This is a genomic window from Variovorax sp. 10L421 (assembly GCF_056395365.1).
This window is the reverse complement of the sequence record NZ_JBFTJJ010000041.1, coordinates 1-22,679: the sequence shown is the minus strand read 5'-3', so window position 1 is coordinate 22,679 and position 22,679 is coordinate 1. Positions and strand designations below refer to the sequence as shown.

Below are 22,679 nucleotides of genomic sequence, written 5' to 3'. Positions count from 1 at the left end.
GAGCTCTTCTTGTTGGCGCCTTGCACCGAACCGGTCAGCGACAGGCCGTTGCCGAAGTCGTAGCTCGCGCCCACGTTGTAGTCGACGTAGCTCTTGTAGCCCAGGCTGCGGATGTCGCTGGACATGTTCGTGTAGCCGACGGCCGCCTTCAGCGTGACCTTGGGCACGATCTCCTTGCTGTACGACAGGTTCAGGTAGCCGGTGTTGGTGCCCTTCAGGCCCGAGCCGGCCTTGTTGCCTGCGTAGCCGAAGTAGTCCTTGGAGACTGTGTGCGAGTACTTGGCGGTGAAGGAGCCGAGGCTTTCATTGGCGTAGGTGCCCGCGACGTACAGCTCGGTGGTTAGAAGCCGCTGTCGCCGAAGGCGTAGTCCAGGCCGCCCTGGATGGCGGGCTTGAAGCCCTTGGTCTTGGCGTAGTCGTTCTTGCCGATCATGTCCTGGTCCTGGCCACGGAACTTGTAGTTCGTGGTGATGGACACGTTGCCCGTGAGTTGCGCGCTCGCGAGCATCGGCAGGGCGGAAAAGGTGGGAAGAACGAGCATCGGCAGGGCGATGCGGAGAAGTTTTTTCATCGAAGAATTCGCTGACGGATGGAGGAGCCGGCAGCGTATGGGCGGGCGTCTAAACACCGCGTAAAAACCGCAGCGCGCGGCGCAAAAATTTCGTCCCGGGCATCGTCATCGCGACCACGCCCGCCACCACGCAGGCCAGCCCGATCCACGCCGTGGGCGCCAGCCTCTCGCCCAGGAACGTCGTGCCGATCAGCACGCCGATGGGCACGCGCAGATAGGCCTGCGCGGCGGTGGACATCGGCCCCAGCGTCTTGATGAGCCGGAAGTAGATCGTGAAGGCCAGCGCCGTGGAGAGCACCGCGAGCGCGAGCACCGCCGCCATCGACGCGGCCGACGGCGAGAGCGTCCACGGCCTGTCGATGACGATGCTCGCGGGCAGCAGCATCGCCGCGCCGCTGACGAGCGAACCAGCGGCTGGCACCATCGGGTCCAACCCCTTGAACACGCGCCCGAACATCGCGGCGCAGCCGTAGCAGACGGCGGCCGCCACCAGCGCAAGCTGCGCGAGCAGCGAATGCCCGAGCCCGTTCAGCGCCTCGAAGCCCACGATCAGGCAGATGCCCGCCAGCCCCGCGCTCACGCCGAACAGGCGGCGCAGCGTGGGCTTGTCGGAGCCGCCGAGGCCCAGCCCCAGCAGGAAGATGAAGATCGGCGAGGTCGAGTTGAGGATGGTCGCCAGGCCGGCATCGACGCTGCGCTCGGCCCAGGCGATGAGCGTGAAGGGCAGCACGCTGTTCAGGCAGGCCTGCAGTGCGAAGCGGCGCCACGCAGCGGCGTCCTTCGGCAGTTTCACGCCGCGCATGCGCAGCACCGCGAGCAGCAGCGCTCCGGCGATCAGCGTGCGCGCCGCGATAAGCGTAACGGGCGGGATCGTCGCCACGCCGATCTTGATGAAGGTGTACGAGGCGCCCCAGCAGGTGGCGAGCACCGCGAGCAGCGCCCATTCGAAGGCCAGGTTGGCGTGGGGCTTGTCGATGGAGGAGGGTGTGGATGCGTGCATGGTGCGCCGATCATTCCCCGACCGGCGCGGCCACACTTCGGCCGCGAGCGAAGCGTGGATGCCTCAGTGGTCGTGCGCGTGCGGCTTGCTGCCCTTGTTGCCGCTGCTGGTGCCGCCGCCGTTCAGCAGCGTCGCAAGGTCCACTTCCTGCTCGGCCGCAGCGCCCGCGATCACGCGCTGCTCCAGCTCGTCCAGATGCTCCAGCGCTACCGCCAGCGCCTTGTCGAGCGACTTGCCCGTGGTCAGCGCCTCGATGATCTGCTCATGCTCGCGCGGCGCGCAGCTCGCGGCCTCGGCGGAGTCGTAGAGTGCCTTGTAGAGCTCGGTGTTCGAGATCAGCCGCCGGATGTACGACAGCAGCTCCTCGCTGTCCGCCATCTGCGCCAGCAGCAGGTGGAAGTCGCCCGCCAACCGGACCGCGTCCTCGCGCCGGCCTTCCTTGAAGGCCTTCTGTTCCGCCTGCACGTGCTTGCGCAGCGTGGCCACCTGCTCGCGTGAGAGATTGCCGAAGAGCGTGGTCACCAGCCCCGCCTCCACGATGCGGCGCGCGCGGTAGATGCCGCGCATGTCGTCGATGGAGGGGTTGGGCACGAAGGCGCCCCGGTTGTGCTCCAGCACCAGCCGTTTTTCCGAGCCCAGCCGCGCCAGCGCCTTGCGCACCGCGCCGCGCGTGCAGCCCAGCGCTTCGGCCAGCGCGCGCTCGCGCAAGGGCGTGCCGGGGCGCAGCTTGCCGCTCAGCAAGGCCTTGGAGACCGCGCCGTAGACGCGTTCGTCCACGTTCGGATCGTCGGCTTCGGCGGGCTCGGGGGAGGGGGCTGTCGCTGGGGACTTGCGTGCGGCGGAGGGCATAGGCAACCGGATTATTGCCTGCGGACCGCACCCTCAGGGAAAGCCCCCGGATTGACTCGGCCCCGTGCACTCCGTACCATCCGCTTCCGTTTGGTTAACCAAATAAAAATGTATGGTTAACCAAAATTCCAGAAAATCACAACCCGAGACAAGAATCGAGGCTCCCATGAAATCCGCCAAATGGCTTGCCGCGCTGCCGGTCGCCGCCTTCTTCAGCGGGGGATGGCTGTCCTCCGTCGCTCCCACCTTCGTGCTCGGCATGCCCTTCCTGATGGTGTGGAACGTCAGCTGGCTGGTGCTGACCTCGCTGATCATGGTGGTCATCGACCGCGCCGAAGGCGACATCGATGCGCCTTCTTCCTCCACCGGAGGCGCGCGATGAATGCGGCACTCGGCGTCATCGCCCTGTTCGTCATCGGCGCGCTGGGCCTCGCCGTGCTCGCGCGGCGCGGGCGCACCATGAGCCTGGAGCAATGGGCGATCGGCGGGCGCGGGCTGGGCGCCATCATGGTGTTCCTGCTGATGGCGGGCGAGTCGTTCTCCACCTTCACCTTCCTGGGCGCGAGCGGCTGGTCTTACAGCAAGGGCACGCCGGCCTTCTACATCCTGGCCTACGGCGGGCTGGCCTATCTCATGGCCTTCTGGATGCTGCCGGCCATCTGGCGCTACGCCACCGCGCACAAGCTGGTGTCGTTTTCGGACTTCTTCGCGCACAAGTACGACAGCCGTGCGCTGGGCGTGCTGGTGTCCATCGTGGCGCTCATGGGCATGGTCGCGCTGCTCACCATCCAGCTGCGCGGGCTCGGCATCATCGTGTCGGAGGCCTCGTACGGCTCCATCGCGCCGCAGGTGGCGATCTGGATCGGCACGCTGGTGATGGTCAGCTACATCCTGTTCTCGGGCATCCACGGCTCGGCCAGCATCGCCATCGTGAAGGACATCCTCATCCTCGCGCTTGCCGTGTTCCTCGGCATCTACCTGCCGTGGCACTACTACGGCGGCGTCACGCCGATGTTCACCGCCATCCAGGCGGCGAACCCCAGCTTCTTCGAGTTCCCGAAAGAGGGCCTGAACCTCACCTGGTACAACTCGACCATCCTGCTGACGGCGCTGGGCTACTACCTGTACCCGTTCAATCTCACCTCTGTGTATGCCGCCAAGAGCGCGAGCGCGGTGCGCCGCAACACCATCCTGATGCCGCTGTACCAGGTGGTCATCGCCTTCCTGTTCCTCGTGGGCTTCGCGGCCATCCTGCAGGTGCCGGGGCTCAAGGGCTCCGACGTCGACCTGGCCCTCTTCGGCCTGGTGAAGCACACCTTCGACCCCTGGTTCGTCGGCGTGATCGGCGGCACCGGCGTGCTCACCGCGCTCGTGCCGGGCTCGATGATTTTGCTCACCGCATCCACCGTGATCGGCAAGAACGTCTACAAGGAAGGCTTCGCGCCCAACGCCACCGACAGGCAGGTGTCGCGCGTGGCGCGCGGCGTGCTGCCGGTGTTCGCACTGGTGGCGGTTTACTTTGTGCTGCGCGGCGGCACCACCATCGTGTCGGTGGCCATCTTCGCTTCGAGCCTGCTCACGCAGCTGCTGCCCTCGCTGCTCTTCAGCCTCATGAAGAAGCCCTTCGGCAACAGGCACGCCGCCTTCGCCGGCATCCTGGCGGGCGGTGCGGTGCTCGGCTTCATGATGACCACCGGCTCCAACCTGGGTACGCTGTTCCCGGCCGCGCCGGTCGTGTTCAAGTCGCTCAACACCGGGCTCGTGGCGCTGGCGACGAATGCGCTGGTGTTCGTCGTGGTGGCGCTGCTCACCCCGAACACGACCCGCCGCGCCATCGCAGCCCAGCCCGCTTGATGCCCAGACCAAGATAGAGAAACGGACCGCCCCACATGCCATCGCTCCTGATCCGCAACGTGCGCCCCGGGGGCGCCTCCCCCGTCGACGTGCTGGTGCAGGACGACCGCATCGCCGCGCTCGGCGCGGAGCTTGCCGCGCCGGTCGGCGCCACCGTCGAGGAAGGCCACGGCGCCTTGCTGCTGCCCGGCCTCGTCGAAGGCCACACGCATCTCGACAAGACCATGTGGGGCATGGACTGGTACCGCAACGAGGTCGGCGTGAACCTCATCGACAAGATCGAGAACGAGCGCGCGTTTCGCCACGCCAGCGGGCATGACGCGGCCCCGCAGTCGCTGGTGCTGGCCAAGGCCTTCCTGGCGCTCGGCACCACGCGGCTGCGCACGCACGTCGACGTCGACACCCAGGCCGGCCTGCGCCATCTCGAAGGCACCATCCGCACGCGTGAGGCGCTGAGCAAGCTGCAGCAGATCCAGATCGTCGCATTCCCGCAGTCGGGCCTGCTGGGCCGGCCGGGCACGGCCGAGCTGCTCGACCAGTCGCTGGCGCTGGGCGCCGACGTGCTCGGCGGCCTCGACCCCTGCGCCATCGACGGCGACCCGGTGAAGTCGCTCGACGTGCTGTTCGGCATCGCCCACAAGCATCAGCGCCCCATCGACATCCATCTGCACGAGCCCGGTGCCATGGGCGCGTTCTCGCTCGACCTGATCCTGCAGCGCACAGAGGCGCTGGGCATGCAGGGCAAGGTGGCCATCAGCCATGGCTTCTGCCTGGGCGACGTGAGCGAACGCGAGCGCGAGGCATTGCTGGCGCGCATGGCGAAACTCGGCGTGGTGCTCATCACCAGCGCGCCGCCTTCGCGCACCGTGCCGCCCCTCATGGCCTGCAGGCAGGCCGGCGTGACAGTGCTCGGCGGCAACGACGGCATCCGCGACACATGGTCGCCTTATGGCAACCCCGACATGCTGGAGCGCGCCATGATCATCGGCCTGCGCTACAACCTGCGCCGCGACGACGAGATCGCCGTGGCGCTCGACACCGTCACCCACTCGGGCGCGCGGGGCTGCGGCTTCGAGGCCTACGGGCTCGAGGCGGGCTGCCGCGCCGACCTCGTGCTGGTCGATGCGCAGACCGTCGCGCACGCCGTCGTCTCGCGGCCCGTGCGCAAGCTGGTGGTGGCGGGCGGCTGCATCGTGGCGCGCAACGGCGTGCTGCAGGCGGATGTGGCGTCTCTGTGAGGGCAGGGCGCAGTCGTGACGGAGGCATCGCCTTCGCGATCGTCATCGTGCTGGTTGCGCTGAACCTGCGCGCCTTTCTCACGTCCAGCAGCCCGCTGCTCGAACCCATCCGCCTTGCAACCGGCATCGGCTTTCATGCGGTGGCGCTGCTCACGGTGCTGCCGATGTTCGCGATGGGTGCGACCTCGCTGTTCGGCGCGGCCGTCGGCCAGCGGGTTGGCGCGCGCGGCGGGGTCGCGCTCGGGCTTGCCATCATCGCCTTGGCCTGCGCGAGCCGATACGCGGCCGGCGGTGCAGCCGCGCTGCTGTGGAGCGCTGCGCTCGCCGGCGCCGGCGTCGGCCTGGTCCAGGCGCTGATGCCCGGCGTGGTGAAGCAGGCCTACCCGACGCGCATCGGCGTCATGACGGGGCTGTACTCCGCCGCCATCATGGGCGGCGGCGGCCTCGGCGCCATGGCCAGCCCGTGGGTGGCGCATGCATTCGGCGGCGCGCAGCCCGACTGGCACGCGGGCCTGTCGATCTGGGCGCTGCTTGCCGTCTTCGCACTGCTGTACTGGCTCAACATGCGGCGCATGGAATTCACCGCCGATGCGCCAAGGCAAAGCCTCTCGTGGCTGCGCTGCTTCGCAAGCCGCCGCGCGTGGCTGCTGGCCGCGTGCTTCGGCCTCATCAACGGCGGCTACACCAGCCTCGTCGCCTGGCTTCCGCACTTCTATGCACAACAAGGATGGACCGCGCAGCAGGGCGGATCGGTGCTCGCGCTGATGACCGCCGCGCAGGTGGTTTCAGCACTCGCGATGCCAGCCATCGCCCGCAGTCGCGGCCGTGATCTGCGCCCCTGGCTGGTGCTCACGCTCGTTGCGCAGCTCGCCGGCTTCTGCGCGCTGACCTTCGACGCACCCGTGCCGGCAGTCGCCATCGCCGTCGTGCTGGGCTTCGGCCTCGGCGGCGCGTTCTCGCTGTGCATGGTGCTCGCCCTCGACCACCTGCCCGACCCCGCACAGGCCGGCGCCCTCGCCGGCTTCATGCAGGGCGTGGGCTTCATGATCGCGGCGCTCGCGCCCTTCGTCACCGGCTGGGTGCGCGAGCACACCGGCGGCTTTACGCTCGCGTGGGCCTACCTTGCCGCCGTCGTGGTCGCGCTGCTGCCGCTCGTGCTGTGCTTCGACCCGCGCCGCTATGCAGCGGCCACGGCAGGCCTGTTCGATTCGCGCGCGCCGCAGACTGATGCACCATCTCTCTCCGCGCTCGAAGGCGCAGCCACCAGAAAGGTCTGAGCACCATGTACCAGGAACACTTCATGCAAAGGGCGTTGGCCCTTTCTGCCCAAGCCCTGCAGGAGCCCGGCACCGAGCCCTTCGGTGCCGTCGTCGTGAAAGACGGCGTGATCGTCGGCGAAGGCTTCAACCACTCCGTCGCCCACCACGACCCCACCTCGCACGGCGAAGTCGAAGCCATCCGCGATGCATGCCGCAAGCTCGGTACCGTGAACCTGTCGGGCAGCGAACTCTACACCTCGTGCGAACCCTGCGCGATGTGCGTGGCGGCAATGCACATTGCGGGCATTGCGAAGTTGTACTACGCGGCTTCGCTTGCGCAGTCGGGCGAGGCGTTCGACGGGGTGACCGTGGCGGCTCGACATCCGATCGATGTGGATGTGTTGCGGGCCGAGGCTGGTGCGACGCTTGCACAACGCAGCTTGCCCGCCGAGCAGAAGATGGACCGCGAGGCGGTGCAGATTCTTTGCGACTGGGCTGCGGCGCGCAAAGGAGCGTGAGCTTCAACTGATCGCAGTCGGATCAGCGAGGTGTCTGCGGCGTGTGGAGTGGGTCGCCCAGCTGGCAGGTGCATTCATGCGGGCAAGCCGGCAGGAAGTCGAGCTGCACGCCAAGAACCCGCTGGTCTGTGGCAGGTCCGCCCGAGAGAGACTCGGGGTCGGCGACATAGCTGCTCCTGGGAAGAGCGATCTTGGCGCTGAAGCGCAGTTCTTCTCGAAGAACGCGAGCCACGTTGCGTGCCCGCTCCAGGCCCAGGCCTTTGGGATCGTGGTCTCGCTCTTCCGGATTGACTGAGGCTCCGATGTAGATTGCTTCGTGGTTGGTGTACCGAGTCCGGAGCTCTTGCATCCAGGCCCCAAGCTTCAGGATCTGGTCGGTGGATACCGTCGCGGAATCGCGCTCAAAGTACACATAGAAGAGCTTGATTGGGCTGCATGCAAGCACGGCAGCCGGGCTCAGCATTGCGAGGGCGAGGGTCAAGGGCCCCAGGAATCGAAGGTGCTTGGTCACGATGTGTCTCAACCGGTAACGCCGAGGATATAGGACGCGAGGCTGTCTGCGTTGGAGCGAGACCTGAGATCTTCCGCGTGCTCCCTCGACTGAGTTGTTCCGTACCAGGTGTCGTTCGGCGATGATGCCTACGCTATTGCAGCCTTCGCAGTAGGCCCTGCCGCCGATCAGGGCAACGCGGTGCCCATGCAGATCGAGCAAAGGGCCGTCGTAGGGCAGCACCCGGCCGCCAGGGACTGGCGGATCTCCGACCACGAGAATCTTTCGTTCCATTCAATACGCTCCCGTCAAGTGACGGGGCGTTGTATGGCACCGAGCGCGCTAACACTGTTGTCTATCGTCAACCGCTCAGAAATTTCTCGCGAAAGGCAGGAATCGCAACTTGGCGCTGATTTCCTGTGCGGCTTGTGGAGTGCACCGTCCGGATTCGCGACGATGTTGTTACTCACCATTCCGCCTACTGCTGAATAGAGTGACTTCACGGCGCCACTCGCAGCGCGCCATGAGGAGCCGGCAATGAGCATCACAAGAAGCGACGTGGGCACCACAACGCAGGCCTCGGCCCGCGTCGCACGCGCACTCGAAATCCATCGCAGCGTTGTCGCATGCCACGAGCACATTGCGCACGGCAGTGGCGTTCACTCGCTCACCGCGGCACTGATGCTGCCTTGCTACAAGGCCGAGTTCCGCACCCTCGCACTCGCGATGACCTCGCAAGAGGAGCGCGAACTCAGGTACGCGCTCGATTCGGTTTGCGAACCCGCGGCATGAAGACGACTGCCTTCGCAGCAACTTTTGCTCCGCGACGTTGCTCCCGCCGGCCAGGCGAACTATGGCAACAGCTTCGCGACCGCGTCGGTGAACGACGGAACATCGGTGCCGATGTGCGTCGTCGAATACGTCGTTTCCGTGGCCACCAGGCCCCGGTACGAGCGGGCCAGGAGCCGCTTGTACATCCCGCCCACGGGCTCGAAGTTGCACTCCGCGGGGTTGCCGCAGCGCGTGAGAAAGAGCGTGGCGGGCAAGGGCTTGCCGCCGAGCGCGTCGTGCATCTTTTCTTCGAGCGCCTGGTGCCGGTCCGCCTGAACGCCGAACGAGCCTTCGAACGACAGGAAGTGCGAGAACGTCAGCTGGCCCGCCGCGCCCTCCAGAAACAGGGCGATGCCGGCCATGCTGCCGCTCAGCGACAGGCCCGTCAGCAGGCGCCTTCGCGCATCGGCGCGGTATCGCGCTTCGATGAAGGGCACGAGCTCGAGCGCGAGGAAGTCGTGGTACGCAAGGGCCCCGGGCAGCAGGTAGTCCCTTCCGCGTCGGGCCGAACCGCCGATGCCCACGAGGATCGCCTGCGTGCGGCGTGCCTCGAGGACGGCCCTGAAATTCGCGAACCGCGTACCGGGCGGATTGAAGACCGCATCGCCATCCAACGCATAGATGACCGGATACGCCGCCGAGCTGCCGTCGTAAGAGGCGGGCAGGTAGATTTCGAGCGGATAGGTCGCGCCGGTCCTGGCCGAGGCGATGGTGCCGGAGACGACGCGGCTGCTCGCCGCGGGCGGTGCGGCCGGCGCATCGGGAATGGCCGCGCCACCGCCGCTCCACATGCCGAACGCAACCAGAAGCGCGCAGCTTCCGGCCCATGCGAACGCGCGCAGCCAGCGTTCATGCCGCATCGGATGTCCTCCATCGCCTGTGTAGTTTGAAGATGCACCTCTCTTCAGAATGCCACGGGCTGCCGCGATCGCGGCCCAGGCCTGGGTAGACGAGACCCTGAAACAGTCGTATCAATCCCCGGGGCGGGCGACAAGCCGGCCTTCGAGACGAGGCTTGCGGCACCGGCTGCAACCATGTAGAACCATGGCGTTAAAGACTAAAGCTCACAGGCAATCCCGGAGCAGTTCGCTGCTCCAAAAAAAGGAGGTGAAGCATGTTGGCAGCCGAATGCGCATGGGCCATCCTGCACGCCGAGCACGCCCGCACCCGGGAGTTGTTGGCTCGACTCGATACGGCGATGAAGACAGGCGACGGGACGCGCACCGGACAACGCGCGGCGTCTGCCATCGAAGTCATCGAACGTCTCCAGGACTTCGAAGAAACGACCCACCGCCCCAAAGGCGTCGTCATGCTGAACATGCTGCGCGGAAGGTCGAGCGAAGCCGACGAGCTTCTCGATGAACTCGACTCGGAGAGCGAATGCTGCAACGGCCTCCTCTCGCAGGCAAAGACCACCTTGAAGCGCGCCGAAACCGGCGACGCGAGAGCGGCCGCGGAGGCCGAGGCCCTGTTGCAGCGGCACCGGCAGTTCATGAACGTGCACCTGGACAAGGAAGACACGCTCCTTCACTCGCAGACGGCGCTGCTGCTCACGGCAGAGGAATGGGCCGCCGTGGTCTCGTCCATTTCGAAGGAGGTACGCGCCGCGAAGGAGCGTGGACGACGACGCTCCCATTGAGCGTGGCGGCGGCTTCAGGGCAGGGGAAGCTCGCGCATCAGGTTGCTGCGCACCCACGTGAACGCGCCGGACTGCACGTTGTCCGCTTGCCAGCGGCGGAATTCGGGGTCGGCCGACAGAGGGTCCGTGACCTTCGCGTACGCGGCCGCGTTCTCGAACTGCACGGTCAGAACATAGTTGCCCAGTTCGCCGGCGGCCACGCTCCATAGCTGCGGGTCGGGCGCACCGTGCTTCTTCCAGAGCGCCGCGCCCACCTTCAGGGCTTCGATGACGGCGCCGAGATCGGCTCCGGGGTTGGGTCGCAGGACATATCGCGCTTCGTAGGCCATGGAAGTCTCCTTGGTCATGGCAGGAGCCGACATTGAAGCACCGGAGTGCCTGAGGGGCAAATCGATCGATGCGGCCCACGGCGCCGGCAGGCGCAGGCGGCCATCAGCGCGTGATGCCGCGCCTGCACGCATGGCAGGAGACGCTGACGATCAGTCCCAGACCGGCGACAGACCGGCCGGGTCGGTAAGCCGCTCGCCGCGGTCGAGCGCCGCAACCTGCGCCATCTCGGCATCCGTCAAGCGCAGCTGCTGCGCCTTCAGGTTGCCTTCGAGGTTCGCGCGCCTGGTGGACGACGGAATCACCGCGTAGCCCAGCTGCATCGCCCACGCCAGCACCACCTGTGCGGCGGTGGCGTTGCGCGCCTTGGCAATCGCCTCGACGACCGGATCGCCTAGCACCTTGCCGTAGGCCAGCGTCATGTAAGACGTGATGTGGATGCCGGCGCTCTTCGCGAACTCAGCCACCTTGCGGTTCTGCAGGTAGGGGTGCAGCTCGATCTGGTTGGTGGCGATCTGCTCCGCGCCCACGGCCGCAATGGCTTCCTTCATCAGCGCGATGTTGAAGTTAGACACGCCGATGTGCTTCGTGAGCCCCTGCGCCTTGGCCTCGGCCAGCGCACCCATGAACTCCGCCACCGGCACCGCGTTGCCGGGCGAGGGCCAGTGGATGAGCGTGAGGTCGACATGGTCTGTGCGCAGCTTGGCGAGGCTGTCTTTCAGGCTGGGCACCAGCTTGACTTTGGCGTAGTTGTCCGTCCAGATCTTGGTGGTGATGAAGAGGCTGCTGCGGGCCACGCCGCTTTCGGCAATGGCCTGGCCCACCTCGGCTTCGTTGCCGTAGATCTGCGCCGTGTCGATGGCGCGGTAGCCCACGTCGAGGCCGTTCTTCACCGAGTCGATGACCACCTGGCCCTTCAGGCGGAAGGTGCCGAGGCCGAAGGCGGGAATGGGGTTGTTGTTCGTCTTCATGGCGTTGTCCTTGTGTGTTGAAAAAAGAGGGGGGAGGTTCAGTGACCGACCGGCACCGGCCCCGAAGCGCGAACAGGAATGCCGGCACGCCGATCAAGCGATCCGCTCCATTGCGTGAGGGCCAGCGACACCAGCACAACGAGTGCGCCAATCCACGGCGTGTGCATCAGCCCCAGGTGCGTCACGATCAGCCCACCGATCCAGGCCGCGCCGGCAATGCCGAGGTTGAAGGCCGCGATGTTCAGGCCCGAGGCCACGTCCACCGCCTGCGGCGTGAAGCGTTCGGCCTGCTTCACCACATACACCTGCAGCCCCGGCACGTTGCCGAAAGCCACCGCGCCCCACATCAGCACCGCCAGCAGAGCCAGCCACTTGTGCGGCGCTGCGAAGTTGAACAGCAGCAGCACCGCGGCCAGCAACGCGAAGATGATCTTCAGCGCCGGAATGGGGCCCTTGCGGTCGGCCAGCTTGCCGCCCCAGATGTTGCCCACCGCCACCGAGATGCCGTACACCAGCATCACCCAGCCCACCGCGCCGGCGCTGAAGCCAGACACGTCGGTGAGGATCGGCGCGAGAAACGTGAACGGAATGAACGAGCCGCCATAGCCGATGGCCGTCTTCGCATACACCAGCAACAGGCGCGGCTCGGCCAGCACCTTGGCTTGCTGCGCCAGCGAGGCCGGCGGCGTGTGGCGGATGTTGGAGGGCACGAAGATCCAGCTGCCGATGAAGGCGATAACGCCCAGCGCCGACACCGCCAGGAAAGTCTCGCGCCAGCCGAAGTGCTGCCCGATGAACGTGCCCAGCGGCACGCCCGTGACCAGCGCCACCGTGAGGCCCGTGAACATGATCGCGATGGCGCTCGCCGCCTTTTCCTTCGGCACCAGGCCGGTGGCAATCGTCGAGCCGATGGAGAAGAACACCCCGTGCGCCAGCCCCGTGAGCACGCGGGCGGCAATCAGCGATTCATAGCTCGGCGCCTTCCACGCCAGCAGATTGCCGAGCGTGAACAGCGCCATCAGCCCGAGCAGCAGCGCCTTGCGCGGCAGCTTGCCCGTGAGGGCGGTGAGCACCGGCGCGCCAATGGCGACGCCCAGCGCGTAGAGGCTGACAAGCAGGCCGGCGGAGGGGAGGCCGATGCCGAGGTCGGCGGCCACAGTGGGGATGAGGCCAACGATGACGAACTCGGTCGTCCCGATGGCGAAGGCGCTGAGAGTCAGCGCGAGCAAGGCGATTGGCATGAGAGCACTCCTTCTTGGATGTAGAGGAGTGTCTTGCGGTTACCTTTGCGGATAAATGGGGGTTGGGGCAGAAGATAGTTGTGTTGTCGTCAAGTATCGGTGGCGCTCGGCTCGCGATTTCCGTGCATGCAAACTCTAGAAGCGACGGCTGCAACGGATGAAGCGCTGCGACAGAACATCGGCAGCACCCAATAGCATCGGCCATGCGCCCCGACAACGGGTACGCGCCAACCGGCAACGCTGCGCATTCCGCTTTTCTTCTCCTCCCCACAACAAAACCGATGCCAGCTCCGCCCGTCGCCGACAACAAGCCCGAGGCCATCCCCACCGCCGCCTGGGCCCGTCTGCGCGACATGGTCGCGGCGCGAACCCCTGCGGACGGCCGCACCGATGCGCTGTATCCGGGGCTGCGCTGCTACCGGTTCTCGCGCCCGGTGCGTTACGAGAAAACCCAGCGCCTCACGCCGGGCGTGGTGGTGGTCTTGCAGGGCCGCAAGACCGCGCACCTCGGTGGCGACCGTCGTTCGCTCGACTACGGCGCCACGCAGTGCCTGGTGCTCGGGGCCGAGGTGGCGTGCCTCGGCACGGTCGTCGAGGCGAGCGCCGAGCATCCGTACCTCGCGATTCATCTCGACCTGCCGCCCGACATGCTGGTGAAGTCTTTTGTCGCGCTGGCGGAAAGTGGCACGCTGGCCGAGCCGGCCCGTGTGACCGAGAACTTCACGGCTGCGGTGGGGCCGGAGGTGGTCGAGGCCTTCGCCCGCCTGCTGCTGGCGGCCGACGACCCGGTGGATCGCCGCACGCTCGCACCGCTGGCGGTTGAAGAAATCGTGCTGCGGCTGCTGCGCTCCGAGGCCGCGGCCGCCATCCGCAGCGCGGGTGCCGTTACCAAGGCCGGTGCACGCATACAGACGGCCATCGCCTTCATGCGTCGCCATCTGGGCCGGCCACTGTCTGTGGCCGAGATTGCCAGCCACGTGCACATGAGCCCTTCGCACTTCGCGCACAGTTTTCGCGAGGTGGCCGGGGTCACGCCGATGCGCTGCATTCGCGACCTGCGCCTGGAAGAGGCGCGCATGCTGATGCTGGGCGCGGGGCTGCGGCCCGGCGATGCGGCCGCGAAGGCGGGCTTCGAGAGCGCGGCGCATTTCCATCGCGCGTTTCGCAGGCGGTTCGAGGCAACGCCTGCGGAGTACGTGCGGCGCGTGCAGGCGGGTTGATGGGCTGAAGGGCTGATGTGGGGGATGGCCGGTCGCATCCTTCGCAGCCATGGTCAATTTCTTCGCAGCTTCGCGCCTTGGCGCGGGAGAGGGCGCTGGCTAACCTGCGTTCTTCCTTTTTCTTCAAGCCAGCGACAAAGAAATTTCCATGAACCCGATCAACGTCATCATCACTTTCGAAGCCAAGCCCGAGCGCGCATCGGCGTTCGCCGAACTCATGCAGCAGGTCAAGCAGTCGCTGCCATCGGCGGATGGGTGCCGTGGCGTGCGGTTGTATGGGCACGGCGACAACGTCTGCATGTTCACGCTGGTCGAGTCGTGGGAGTCTCGGAGCAAGCATGAGGCGCATATCGCAGGCGTGGTGTCGTCCGGTGCTTGGGACACGATGGCGGCTGAGCTGGCTGGGGCGCCTGTCAGTAGCTATTGCAACGAGCTTTGATTTGAGGGCGGCAGCAGGAAGCAATCAGGCAACTGGTGCGGCCGCCCCCTCCAGCAGCCACTTCCGAAACGCCATAGCCCGCGAGTCCTCCGCGCTCCCCTCAGGGCACACCAAGTAGTACGCATTGAGCTCGGATAGGCGGACCGGAGCTCACGTCGATCCCGGACGCAGATAACGAGCTTGCGCAGGCTGCGTCAACGAGAGGGGCAGTCTTGAAGTGACACTATGATTTCGTGAGGGCCATGTTGGCCCTCCGCCGAGTTGGCTAAGACAAAAAATAGTGGCGCCGTCGGCGACTCAAGCATGAGCCACTGTAAGAAATCAAGGGAGTTGAAATGGCCAATGAAAACATGTCTATGAGCGCCAGCGGGCGTGCCGAGCTTCGCCGTCGCGAGGATGTTCGCCTTCAGTACTACAACGATCTGGCGAACAACTGCACATTTGGAGTCGGCGCTCTCGCGCATCACGGTCCTTGCACCGCAGAAGAACTGGTACGCCCCGTTACAGCCGCGCAGGTCGATGCCCAGTTGGCAACCAGACTACACACCGCCGAGGCCGGTGTCCGCCGGCACGTGAACAGGCAGACGCTTACGCAAGCCCAGTTCGATGCGCTGGTGAGCTATACCTTCAACCTCGGTGTGACGGGCACAAGGTCGGTGCTGGACGCGGCCAACCGGGGTGCTGATGCCGATGTTGTGACTCATATGAATAACAACGTTTTTGTGCGTCCCCGCGATGCCCGGGGTCGTCGTTTGCGGGCCATCCGTTCGCAGGGTCTGGCAAACCGTCGGCGTGAGGAAACAGCGCCGTTTCAGCCTGCACAACCCACCGCTCGGCCTGCACGATGAAGCGCGTAGCGGCTCTATTGCTGGGGGCACTCGCGATTGCAGGCGCGGCCGCGTCTTCGTCCCCCCCGAAGTACCAGCCCGGCCCCGAAGAGGTGGTGGCTGCATTGGCGCATCGCTCCGGGCTGGCCGAAGACGCGCTGCGTGGCCTCCTGTCCAACTGCGATGCCAGTCAATCTGCAATGAACATCTGTGCATACCGTGACGCTGTCGCGGCGGAGCTGGTTCTTCAGCACGCTATCGCCAACAAGGCAGAGCAGTTGCCGGCCTGCAAGGACCGGCTCGAAGCCACGATTTCCCGCTGGGCAGCCGCGCGTGATCGCGGTTGCAAACGCAGCGCCGCCAAGGCCTATGGTGGCGGATCGCTCGAGCCGATGGCCATGTCGATGTGCGTGCAGCATGAGAACGAGCAAATGGCCAAGAAGGTCGAGCGCCAGCACAGCTGCGATCGCTAGGTACTTCTGACGCCCTTCACGCAGGGGGGCGTGCCGGGCCCCGTCTCAGCGCGCAGGTGCTTGGGTTTCCACGGGAGACGTGTCGATCATCTCTACAGCCAATGGCTCGGTGAAGATCCGCTTGAGGCGCTGCCCCGTCCACAGATAGTAGAACTTGCCTTCCGGAGGCTTCTCATTGAAGCTGCCGGAGATGATCAGCAGCCGGCTGTCGAGCCGGAAATCCACCCGCTCATCGCCGTTGCCCATGGCGCCCACGATCGCATCGACGTTGGGAAGGGTGTAGGCCTGGCCCGTGTTCTGGTCGAGTACCGCGAAGTTGCGGCAGTCGGTGCCGCATCCCCAGGCTGCCACCCGCAGATGGCCGGCGAAGTTGGGCGGCTCGTTGTAGGCGTGGTGGATGACTGTGGTGTAGCGCCGGGCCGTTCGGGTCGTCAGCCGCAGTGGTGGGTGTGAGCCTGCAAGGGGCTGATCGTGCGCGGTGGTCGGGTAGTCGGTGAACTGCGGCGGCGCTTTCGGTGCCGCGGCGGCGGTGGCCGGGCACAGCAGGATCATCGAAAGCGCGGAGGCAATCGCCAGGCCTTGCGGGAGTGTGAAGCGTCTTGCACTCGGGGCGGATTGAATCGTTGGGCTCATGGGTCTTGCCGATGAAAAAGGCGGGAGGTGCGGCGGGGGAGTTCGGTGGCGCCGGGCATGAGCTGAAGATACATGTTCGGGTCGCAGCCCATCGAAGTCATCGATGCCGGCCGCGGCCACATAGGAGGGCATCCGGCGATCACGGCGAGCAAGCGGGCACTTCGTGAAGTCGTCCACGTTCGAGCTGTGCGCGGTGCTACTTTTGGGTGCTTACGCGAAGGCTGCAGCGCCTTACATAATCGAACAAAGCTCGCCCTGGTCCACAGCGGCGGTCATTTGCAGGGAGATCCCATGTCCATCCACGACGGCGTGTGTGCACGCACGTCCTTGTCGCCATGACGCGGCGCGTCATCATCGCCACGCCGGCAGGCGATGCGCTTCAGTTCCATCGCCTGGCCGGCCGCGAAGCACTCAGCCAGCCGTACACCTTCGACGTCGATCTGCTGGGCAGCCACAACGCCATCGACCCCAAGGCGCTGCTCGGGAAAAGCGCCTCCGTCGCCATCGAGACGGAGCATGGCGACACCCGCCATCTCGGCGGCATCGTGACCAGCTTCGGGCTGTCTCAAGAAGACAGCCGGCAGTCTTTCTACAAGATGCGGCTGCGTCCCTGGCTTTGGCTGGCAACGCGCAGAAGCGACTACCGCATCTTTCAGGACCAAACGGTTCCCGACATCGTGACGGCCGTCCTCGGGCGCTACGGCTATCCCATGGAGCAGAAGCTCAGCCGCAGCTACCGCGCCTGGGACTACTGCGTGCAGTACGGGGGGCCGACCGGCGGGGAAACGGACTTCGAGTTCGTCTCGCGCCTGTGCGAGCACGAGGGCATCTACTACTTCTTCCGCCACGAGGCCGGGCAGCACACGCTGGTCTTCGCCGACGACATCGCGAGTTCCCACGGCCCGCTGCCCGGCGGCGAAGAGCTTCGCTACCACCCCGACGAAAAGGCCGGCATGACCGGTGGCCTGGAGCCTGCCGAACGCGTCACCGAATGGATGCAGCACGAGAGCGTGCGCCCCGGCCGGCACCAGCGCCGCCACTATGACTTCGAGAAGCCCAAGGCCGACCTGACCACCCAGCGGCAGATGCCGCCCGGCCACGACCACGACGGTTTCGAGCAGTACGAATGGCCCGGCAACCACACCGAGCTCGGCGATGGCGAAACCTATGCGCGCGTGCGCAACGAAGAGCAACTGAGCGAGCGCAGCCGTGCGAGCGGGCGCTCCAACCGGCGCGACCTGGCGCCGGGCTTCACCATGCGCCTGGCCAGCCATCCCCGCGCCGACCAGAACCAGCAGTACCTGCTGCTCGGCGTGGACTACGACCTCCAGGAAAACCTCCAGGCCAGCGAAGGCGCGAGCGCTTCCGAGGGCTCCGTCCAGCGCTTTGCCTTCGACGTGCAGCCCACCACCTACGCATGGCGGCCGAAGCGCAGCACCGTCAAGCCGCGCACGCGGGGGCCCCAGACCGCCGTGGTCGTCGGCCCGGCCGGCGAGGAGATCTGGACCGACAGGTACGGGCGGATCAAGGTGCAGTTCTTCTGGGACCGCCTGGGCCAGCACAACGAGAACTCCAGCTGCTGGCTGCGCGTGTCGCTCGGCTGGGCCGGCTCGACCTTCGGCATGGCCGCGTTGCCGCGCATCGGCCAGGAGGTGGTTGTCGATTTCCTCAACGGCGACCCGGACCACCCCATCGTCGTCGGCCGGGTGCACAACGCCGACGAGATGCCCGCCTGGCAGTTGCCCGAGCAGAAGCACCTGGCGGGCCTGCGCAGCCGCGAGCTCAAGGGCGGCCAGAGCAACCACCTGGCGCTCGACGACACGACCGGCAAGATCCAGGCGCAGCTCAAGAGCGACCATCAAAGCTCCAGCCTGAGCCTGGGCCACATCGGGCGCATCGACGACACCGCGGGGCGCAAGGACGATCGGGGCCAGGGCTTCGAACTGCGCACCGATGGGCATGGCGCCATCCGGGCGAAGGCGGGCCTGCTCGTCACGACCGAGCCGCGGCCCAACGCCCAGGCCCACATCACCGACATGCGCGAGACGGTGGGCCGGCTGACGCAAGGCCGTGACCTTCACGAGAGCCTGGCGGAGGCGGCCAAGGGTGCCAAGGCACACGAAGCGGGCGACCAGGACGAGGTCGCCAAGGGCCTCAAGGAGCAGAACGATGCGATCAGGGGCAGCGGCGGCAACGCGGCCCAGGGCGAATTCCCCGAGTTCCAGGAGCCGCACCTGACGCTGGCGAGTCCGGCCGGCATCCAGGCCACGGCACAGGGCTCCACGCACATCGTGAGCGTCGAGCACACGGCCATCACCAGCGGGGCGCATGCCAGCTTTGCCACCGGCAACAGCTTCCTGGTGAGCGCCAAGGACGCGGTGCGCATGGTCGCCTTCAACAACGGCATCCGCATGGCGGCCGCGGCCGCCGACATCGACATCACGGCGCTGAAGGACAGCATCAACGTACTGGCCAAGCTCAACGTCAAGATGGAGGCCAACCGGATCACCATCACGGCGAAGGAAGAGGTTCTTATCAACGGCGGCTCCAGCTATACGCGCTGGAATTCCGGTGGCATCGAGAGCGGCACCAACGGCCTGTGGCGCGCGCATGCCGCATCGCACTCGCTGGTGGGGCCGAAGAGCGATGGACAGCCCCGGTTGCCCCAGCCGACGCAGCTGCCGCGGGGGCAGCTCGACCTGTACCACCAGTACGTCAAGGCCGACGGCGCCAAGCGCCAGGGCGTGAAGCAAGGCGACTACACGGTGGTCGACTCCGATGGCGGCACGCACACCGGCAAGCTCGACGCGAACGGCTTCGCCTCCGTGGCGGGGCTTCCGCTCGGCCAGGCCAAGGTCACGTTCGGCGGCGATCCGAGCGATCCATGGGATACGGGCAGCTACTTCGGCCAGCCGAACCGCTGGCCCGCCCAGCCCGCGAGCGACAAGTCCATCGATGCGGGAGGTGGCGGATCGAGCTTGTTCGGCGGCGCAGCAACGGGCCTGCTGGGCCAGGCTGGTGGAGCACTGGGCAGGGCGGCCGGCCTCGTGAGCCAGGCCAGCGAGGCGGCAAGCACGGCGCAGCAGGCCGTCGGCGCCGTGCAGGCCATCCAGCAAGGCGGCGCCAAGGCATTGCTGGGCCAGGTCGGCCAGGCGGCCAGCGGCATGGCCGCGCAGACCGTGGGCGCCATGGTGCCCAAGCTGCCCGCGCCGCTGCCTTCGATGCCGACGCTGCCGCTCGGCCAGACGCCGGGCTTCGCGGGCTGATCGCCGGCGCCGCTCGACGACGACCACCAGAGAACACGGGAGAGATTCGCGAATGGCTGACCAGGCCCCCCAGAACGACGCGCAAGCCAAGGAGCGCGAGCGCCAGACCGCGGTGGCGCCGCTCAACACCATCGGCGAGGAAGACATCGGCGCCGGCGCCGCCAAGATCGACAAGTGGCTGCGCAAGCTCACTAACGACTACGTCACGCTGAACGTGCTGACAACTTTCGCGGGCAGCCTGCCGGTCATCGGCAACATCATGGCGCTCATCGACGCGGTCTGGGACCTCGTCGAGATGGTCACCAAGAAGGCGTACAGCGACGTGCTGCAGTGGGTGAGCCTGGCCATCAACCTGCTGGGCGTGATCCCGTTTCCGCCCGCCACCGGCGCGGCGCGCATGAGCCTGCGGCCCATGCTGCACCTGCTCAAGCAGGAGATCGCCAAGTCGGCCAGGAACGTGGTGCCGAACATCGGCGAGGCGTTCATCGCCGTGCTCGTCACCCACCTGAACGACACCATTGCCGGCACGCTCGACAAGTTCGTGGACGAGGCGCTCGGCCAACTCGACGGCTTCCTGCAGTCCTGCGCGAAAAAGGTCGACGGCATCGCCGACGCGCTGATCGGCGCGCTGCAGGTGGCGCTGGGGGAGAAGCCGGTGTTCGCGACGGGTGTCGCCGCCGAAAGGAACACCTACGACCCCAAGACCCAGAGCACCTGGAGCCGCATGATGGCCGCCGCGGCCGAGGCCGCGAAGAAATCCGCCAACTACGTCGCGGCGACCACGAGCCACTATGCGCTGCCCGACAGCGCCAAGGCGATGATCCGGGACACCGTCGCCAGTTTGACCGACCTCAAGGGCATGGCGCGGCGGCAGATCATGCGGCTGGGCGACGAGGGCCTGCAGTACGGCATCAAGTGGATGATCAAGATCCTCAAGGATGCGTTGCTCAGGCGCAAGGGAAAGCACAGCGCCAACATTTCCGCGAACAACGGAACGCAGGTGGAGAGCAAGAAGCCCGGCGGTGAACAGGGCGCCACATCTGCCCAGGTGCCGGCCAGCGGCGACCCCAGCTGCAAGAACTGCACGAAAGCCGCCGCGGGCGGCGCCATCAGCCTGGCCACCGGCTGCGAGAGCTTCGGCCACACCGACTTCGTACTCGGCGCGCCTCTGCCCATCACCTGGACGCGCACCTACCGCAGCGACCTGGCCGCCTTCGACCAGGGCAGCCTTGGCGCGCGCTGGATCACGCCCTACAGCACGCGCGTGGACGTCGCCAAGGCCGCCAAGGGCCGCCGCCAGGGCCAGATGAGCCTGATCTATCACGGCGCCGACGGCCGCAGCCACGCCTTTCCGCTGCTGGCCGTGGGACAGAGCCATCGCAACCCGATCGAGGAGATCACCCTCACACGCCTCAGCGAGCGCCTGCTGGCGGTCGACTTCGGCAAGCCCATGCCGGCCGGCGAAGCCGCCGACTGGCGCGAGACCTACGAGCTCGTCGACACCATCGCCGCCAAGGCCGGCTCGCAGGGCAAGCAGCACTTCCGGCTGGTGGCGCAACACACGAACAGCGGCGCTGCCATCGGCCTGCGCTATGACCACGTGATTGCCGCCACCGGCGAGCAGGTGCTGAGCGACATCGTCAGCAGGCAGGGCGAGGCCATCATCGCCCACGTCGGCACCCAACCCGATGCGCAGACCGGCCTCATCAAGGCCCTGTGGGAGCTGAAGGACGGCCGCGTCGTTCGCCAGCTGGCCGCCTACACCCACGATGGCGAAGGCGACCTCGCCACCGCGCAGGACGAGAACGGCGCCGGCTGGCACTACAGCTACAGCCACCACCTCGTCACGCGCTACACCGACCGCACCGGCCGCGGCATGAACCTGCAGTACGACGGCACCGGCGCCGACGCCAAGGCCGTGCGCGAGTGGAGCGACGACGGCAGCTTTGCGCTCACGCTCGAGTGGGACAAGAACATCCGGCTCACCTACCTGACCGACGCCCTCGGCGCCGAGACCTGGTACTACTACGACGTGCTGGGCTACACCTACCGGATCATCCACCCGGACAAGCGCGAGGAGTGGTTCCTGCGCGACGACGCCAAGAACATCACGCGCCACATCCATACCGACGGCACCACCGACGACTACGTCTACGACGCCAACGGCAACCTCAAGACCCACACCCGCGCCGACGGCAGCAGCGTCCATTACGCCTACGACGCGCGCCACCGCGTCACCGGCATCCTCGATGCCGAGGGCGGCACCTGGAAGCGCGACTACGACGCGAACGGCAACCTCACCGAAGAGATCGATCCGCTCGGCCACAAGACCGAATACGCCTACGACCCCGCCGGGCGCCCCGTGCGCATCACCGACGCCAAGGGCGGCGTCAAGACCCTCGCCTACACCCCCGACGGCCAGCTGGCCAGCCACACCGACTGCTCGGGCAAGACCACCCAGTGGGCCTACGACGGCCGCGGCCGCCTGGCCAGGATCACCAACGCCCTGGGCCAAGCCACCCGGTACCGCTACACCGAAGCCGGCGAAACCGCGCGGGCCGCGATGCCGGCGGACCACGCCAACCACCCGGGCCAGCTCGAGGAGATCGTCCACCCCGACAACACCAGCGAGCACTTCGCGCACGACGCCGAGGGCCGCCTGCTCGCCCACACCGACGCGCTGGGCCGCCGCACCAGCTACAGCTACACCCGCGCCGGCCTCGTGTCCCAGCGCACCGACGCGGCCGGCCACACCCTCAAGTACCACTGGGACCTGCTGGGGCGCCTGCGCGAACTGCACAACGAGAACGGCAGCCGCTACGACTTCCGCTACGACCCGGTCGGCAGGCTGCTCGAGGAAACCGGCTTCGACCGCAAGACCACCCAGTACCGCTACGACGAAGCCAGCGGCGTGCTGGCCGAAGTCATCGAAGCCGGCCACAGCACCCGGCTCGAATTCGACCCCCTGGGCCGCCTGAGCGAGCGCCAGGCCGGTGACCAGACCGAGCGCTTCGCCTACGACCGCAACGGCCG

At 66.8% G+C, this 22,679-nt stretch carries 21 protein-coding genes and 1 pseudogene; 13 read left to right on the top strand and 9 right to left on the bottom strand.

Annotation, left to right across the window (positions count from 1 at the left end; translation table 11 throughout):
- The 3 genes and pseudogenes from AC1DFC_RS28790 to AC1DFC_RS28780 form a co-directional block, all read right to left on the bottom strand.
- Positions 1-571, bottom strand: a pseudogene (locus AC1DFC_RS28790) (TorF family putative porin); the annotation flags it as partial.
- Between the two features lie 49 nt (positions 572-620).
- Positions 621-1,571: a DMT family transporter gene (locus AC1DFC_RS28785; RefSeq protein WP_478180495.1), complete on the bottom strand. Its 951-nt coding sequence runs from the start codon at positions 1,569-1,571 to the stop codon at positions 621-623.
- 63 nt (positions 1,572-1,634) lie between these two features.
- A complete protein-coding gene (locus AC1DFC_RS28780; RefSeq protein WP_478180494.1) occupies positions 1,635-2,420 on the bottom strand; it encodes a GntR family transcriptional regulator in 786 nt (261 codons plus the stop codon).
- 166 nt (positions 2,421-2,586) lie between these two features.
- Here AC1DFC_RS28780 and AC1DFC_RS28775 point away from each other — a divergent pair, with 166 nt between their 5' ends.
- From AC1DFC_RS28775 to AC1DFC_RS28755, 5 genes are read left to right on the top strand one after another with little or no spacing between them, the layout of a single operon-like run.
- Positions 2,587-2,802: a DUF3311 domain-containing protein gene (locus AC1DFC_RS28775; protein WP_007832390.1), complete on the top strand. Its 216-nt coding sequence runs from the start codon at positions 2,587-2,589 to the stop codon at positions 2,800-2,802.
- The gene (locus AC1DFC_RS28770) at positions 2,799-4,274 is read left to right on the top strand and encodes a sodium:solute symporter family protein (protein WP_478180493.1); all 1,476 of its coding nucleotides are present in this window, start codon (positions 2,799-2,801) and stop codon (positions 4,272-4,274) included. The genes AC1DFC_RS28775 and AC1DFC_RS28770 overlap by 4 nt, the downstream gene beginning before the upstream one ends.
- Before the next feature lie 35 nt (positions 4,275-4,309).
- Positions 4,310-5,512: an amidohydrolase family protein gene (locus AC1DFC_RS28765; RefSeq protein ID WP_478180492.1), complete on the top strand. Its 1,203-nt coding sequence runs from the start codon at positions 4,310-4,312 to the stop codon at positions 5,510-5,512.
- A complete protein-coding gene (locus AC1DFC_RS28760) occupies positions 5,509-6,789 on the top strand; it encodes a cyanate transporter (RefSeq protein ID WP_413333816.1) in 1,281 nt (426 codons plus the stop codon). The genes AC1DFC_RS28765 and AC1DFC_RS28760 overlap by 4 nt, the downstream gene beginning before the upstream one ends.
- A 23-nt stretch (positions 6,790-6,812) precedes the next feature.
- Positions 6,813-7,289 (top strand): nucleoside deaminase, encoded by a 477-nt coding sequence (locus AC1DFC_RS28755; RefSeq protein ID WP_413333814.1) that lies wholly within the window; start codon positions 6,813-6,815, stop codon positions 7,287-7,289.
- 22 nt (positions 7,290-7,311) lie between these two features.
- Here the strand turns inward: AC1DFC_RS28755 and AC1DFC_RS28750 are convergent, their stop codons facing one another.
- The gene (locus AC1DFC_RS28750) at positions 7,312-7,800 is read right to left on the bottom strand and encodes a hypothetical protein (protein ID WP_413333812.1); all 489 of its coding nucleotides are present in this window, start codon (positions 7,798-7,800) and stop codon (positions 7,312-7,314) included.
- A 516-nt stretch (positions 7,801-8,316) separates the two neighbouring features.
- On the opposite strand from AC1DFC_RS28750, the gene AC1DFC_RS28745 reads away from it, so the two are divergent.
- Entirely contained in the window at positions 8,317-8,571 is a 255-nt protein-coding gene (locus tag AC1DFC_RS28745) for a hypothetical protein (protein WP_413333810.1), read from the top strand.
- Positions 8,572-8,630: 59 nt separating this feature from the next.
- Here AC1DFC_RS28745 and AC1DFC_RS28740 read toward each other — a convergent pair whose 3' ends face one another.
- The gene (locus AC1DFC_RS28740; protein WP_413333808.1) at positions 8,631-9,470 is read right to left on the bottom strand and encodes an alpha/beta hydrolase-fold protein; all 840 of its coding nucleotides are present in this window, start codon (positions 9,468-9,470) and stop codon (positions 8,631-8,633) included.
- A 254-nt stretch (positions 9,471-9,724) separates the two neighbouring features.
- On the opposite strand from AC1DFC_RS28740, the gene AC1DFC_RS28735 reads away from it, so the two are divergent.
- Entirely contained in the window at positions 9,725-10,249 is a 525-nt protein-coding gene (locus AC1DFC_RS28735; RefSeq protein ID WP_478180491.1) for a hemerythrin domain-containing protein, read from the top strand.
- A 14-nt stretch (positions 10,250-10,263) separates the two neighbouring features.
- On the opposite strand, the gene AC1DFC_RS28730 is transcribed toward AC1DFC_RS28735, so the two are convergent.
- The 3 genes from AC1DFC_RS28730 to AC1DFC_RS28720 form a co-directional block, all read right to left on the bottom strand.
- Positions 10,264-10,578, bottom strand: coding sequence for an NIPSNAP family protein (locus AC1DFC_RS28730; RefSeq protein WP_007832404.1), 315 nt, complete (start codon positions 10,576-10,578; stop codon positions 10,264-10,266).
- Positions 10,579-10,728: 150 nt separating this feature from the next.
- Positions 10,729-11,547, bottom strand: a complete 819-nt coding sequence (dkgB, locus tag AC1DFC_RS28725) for a 2,5-didehydrogluconate reductase DkgB (protein WP_478180490.1) — start codon at positions 11,545-11,547, stop codon at positions 10,729-10,731.
- Positions 11,548-11,585: 38 nt separating this feature from the next.
- On the bottom strand, positions 11,586-12,788 hold the full coding sequence (locus AC1DFC_RS28720; protein ID WP_478180489.1) for an MFS transporter: 1,203 nt from the start codon (positions 12,786-12,788) through the stop codon (positions 11,586-11,588).
- 281 nt (positions 12,789-13,069) lie between these two features.
- Here AC1DFC_RS28720 and AC1DFC_RS28715 point away from each other — a divergent pair, with 281 nt between their 5' ends.
- The 4 genes from AC1DFC_RS28715 (at position 13,070) to AC1DFC_RS28700 (ending at position 15,747) form a co-directional block, all read left to right on the top strand.
- Positions 13,070-14,008 (top strand): AraC family transcriptional regulator, encoded by a 939-nt coding sequence (locus AC1DFC_RS28715; RefSeq protein ID WP_478180488.1) that lies wholly within the window; start codon positions 13,070-13,072, stop codon positions 14,006-14,008.
- A 148-nt stretch (positions 14,009-14,156) separates the two neighbouring features.
- Positions 14,157-14,447: a putative quinol monooxygenase gene (locus AC1DFC_RS28710; RefSeq protein WP_478180487.1), complete on the top strand. Its 291-nt coding sequence runs from the start codon at positions 14,157-14,159 to the stop codon at positions 14,445-14,447.
- Positions 14,448-14,782: 335 nt separating this feature from the next.
- Positions 14,783-15,295, top strand: a complete 513-nt coding sequence (locus AC1DFC_RS28705; protein WP_478180486.1) for a glycoside hydrolase family protein — start codon at positions 14,783-14,785, stop codon at positions 15,293-15,295.
- Positions 15,292-15,747 (top strand): lysozyme inhibitor LprI family protein, encoded by a 456-nt coding sequence (locus AC1DFC_RS28700; protein WP_413333797.1) that lies wholly within the window; start codon positions 15,292-15,294, stop codon positions 15,745-15,747. The genes AC1DFC_RS28705 and AC1DFC_RS28700 overlap by 4 nt, the downstream gene beginning before the upstream one ends.
- Positions 15,748-15,792: 45 nt before the next feature.
- Here AC1DFC_RS28700 and AC1DFC_RS28695 read toward each other — a convergent pair whose 3' ends face one another.
- Positions 15,793-16,380, bottom strand: a complete 588-nt coding sequence (locus tag AC1DFC_RS28695; protein ID WP_237726081.1) for a hypothetical protein — start codon at positions 16,378-16,380, stop codon at positions 15,793-15,795.
- A 335-nt stretch (positions 16,381-16,715) separates the two neighbouring features.
- On the opposite strand from AC1DFC_RS28695, the gene AC1DFC_RS28690 reads away from it, so the two are divergent.
- Positions 16,716-19,646, top strand: a complete 2,931-nt coding sequence (locus AC1DFC_RS28690; RefSeq protein WP_478180485.1) for a type VI secretion system Vgr family protein — start codon at positions 16,716-16,718, stop codon at positions 19,644-19,646.
- A gap of 52 nt (positions 19,647-19,698) precedes the next feature.
- Positions 19,699-22,679, top strand: a 2,981-nt coding sequence (locus AC1DFC_RS28685; protein ID WP_478180484.1) for a DUF6531 domain-containing protein, incomplete at its 3' end; no start/stop codon positions are given.

Coding starts and splice junctions, on each gene's coding strand:
- AC1DFC_RS28780 (WP_478180494.1), bottom strand. CDS start 2,420: ATGCCCTCCGCCGCACGCAAGTCCCCAGCGACAGCCCCCTCCCCCGAG.
- AC1DFC_RS28715 (WP_478180488.1), top strand. CDS start 13,070: ATGCCAGCTCCGCCCGTCGCCGACAACAAGCCCGAGGCCATCCCCACC.
- AC1DFC_RS28755 (WP_413333814.1), top strand. CDS start 6,813: ATGCAAAGGGCGTTGGCCCTTTCTGCCCAAGCCCTGCAGGAGCCCGGC.
- AC1DFC_RS28695 (WP_237726081.1), bottom strand. CDS start 16,380: ATGAGCCCAACGATTCAATCCGCCCCGAGTGCAAGACGCTTCACACTC.
- AC1DFC_RS28720 (WP_478180489.1), bottom strand. CDS start 12,788: ATGCCAATCGCCTTGCTCGCGCTGACTCTCAGCGCCTTCGCCATCGGG.
- dkgB (WP_478180490.1), bottom strand. CDS start 11,547: ATGAAGACGAACAACAACCCCATTCCCGCCTTCGGCCTCGGCACCTTC.
- AC1DFC_RS28730 (WP_007832404.1), bottom strand. CDS start 10,578: ATGGCCTACGAAGCGCGATATGTCCTGCGACCCAACCCCGGAGCCGAT.
- AC1DFC_RS28770 (WP_478180493.1), top strand. CDS start 2,799: ATGAATGCGGCACTCGGCGTCATCGCCCTGTTCGTCATCGGCGCGCTG.
- AC1DFC_RS28735 (WP_478180491.1), top strand. CDS start 9,725: ATGTTGGCAGCCGAATGCGCATGGGCCATCCTGCACGCCGAGCACGCC.
- AC1DFC_RS28745 (WP_413333810.1), top strand. CDS start 8,317: ATGAGCATCACAAGAAGCGACGTGGGCACCACAACGCAGGCCTCGGCC.
- AC1DFC_RS28785 (WP_478180495.1), bottom strand. CDS start 1,571: ATGCACGCATCCACACCCTCCTCCATCGACAAGCCCCACGCCAACCTG.
- AC1DFC_RS28710 (WP_478180487.1), top strand. CDS start 14,157: ATGAACCCGATCAACGTCATCATCACTTTCGAAGCCAAGCCCGAGCGC.
- AC1DFC_RS28690 (WP_478180485.1), top strand. CDS start 16,716: ATGACGCGGCGCGTCATCATCGCCACGCCGGCAGGCGATGCGCTTCAG.
- AC1DFC_RS28765 (WP_478180492.1), top strand. CDS start 4,310: ATGCCATCGCTCCTGATCCGCAACGTGCGCCCCGGGGGCGCCTCCCCC.
- AC1DFC_RS28775 (WP_007832390.1), top strand. CDS start 2,587: ATGAAATCCGCCAAATGGCTTGCCGCGCTGCCGGTCGCCGCCTTCTTC.
- AC1DFC_RS28700 (WP_413333797.1), top strand. CDS start 15,292: ATGAAGCGCGTAGCGGCTCTATTGCTGGGGGCACTCGCGATTGCAGGC.
- AC1DFC_RS28740 (WP_413333808.1), bottom strand. CDS start 9,470: ATGCGGCATGAACGCTGGCTGCGCGCGTTCGCATGGGCCGGAAGCTGC.
- AC1DFC_RS28705 (WP_478180486.1), top strand. CDS start 14,783: ATGGCCAATGAAAACATGTCTATGAGCGCCAGCGGGCGTGCCGAGCTT.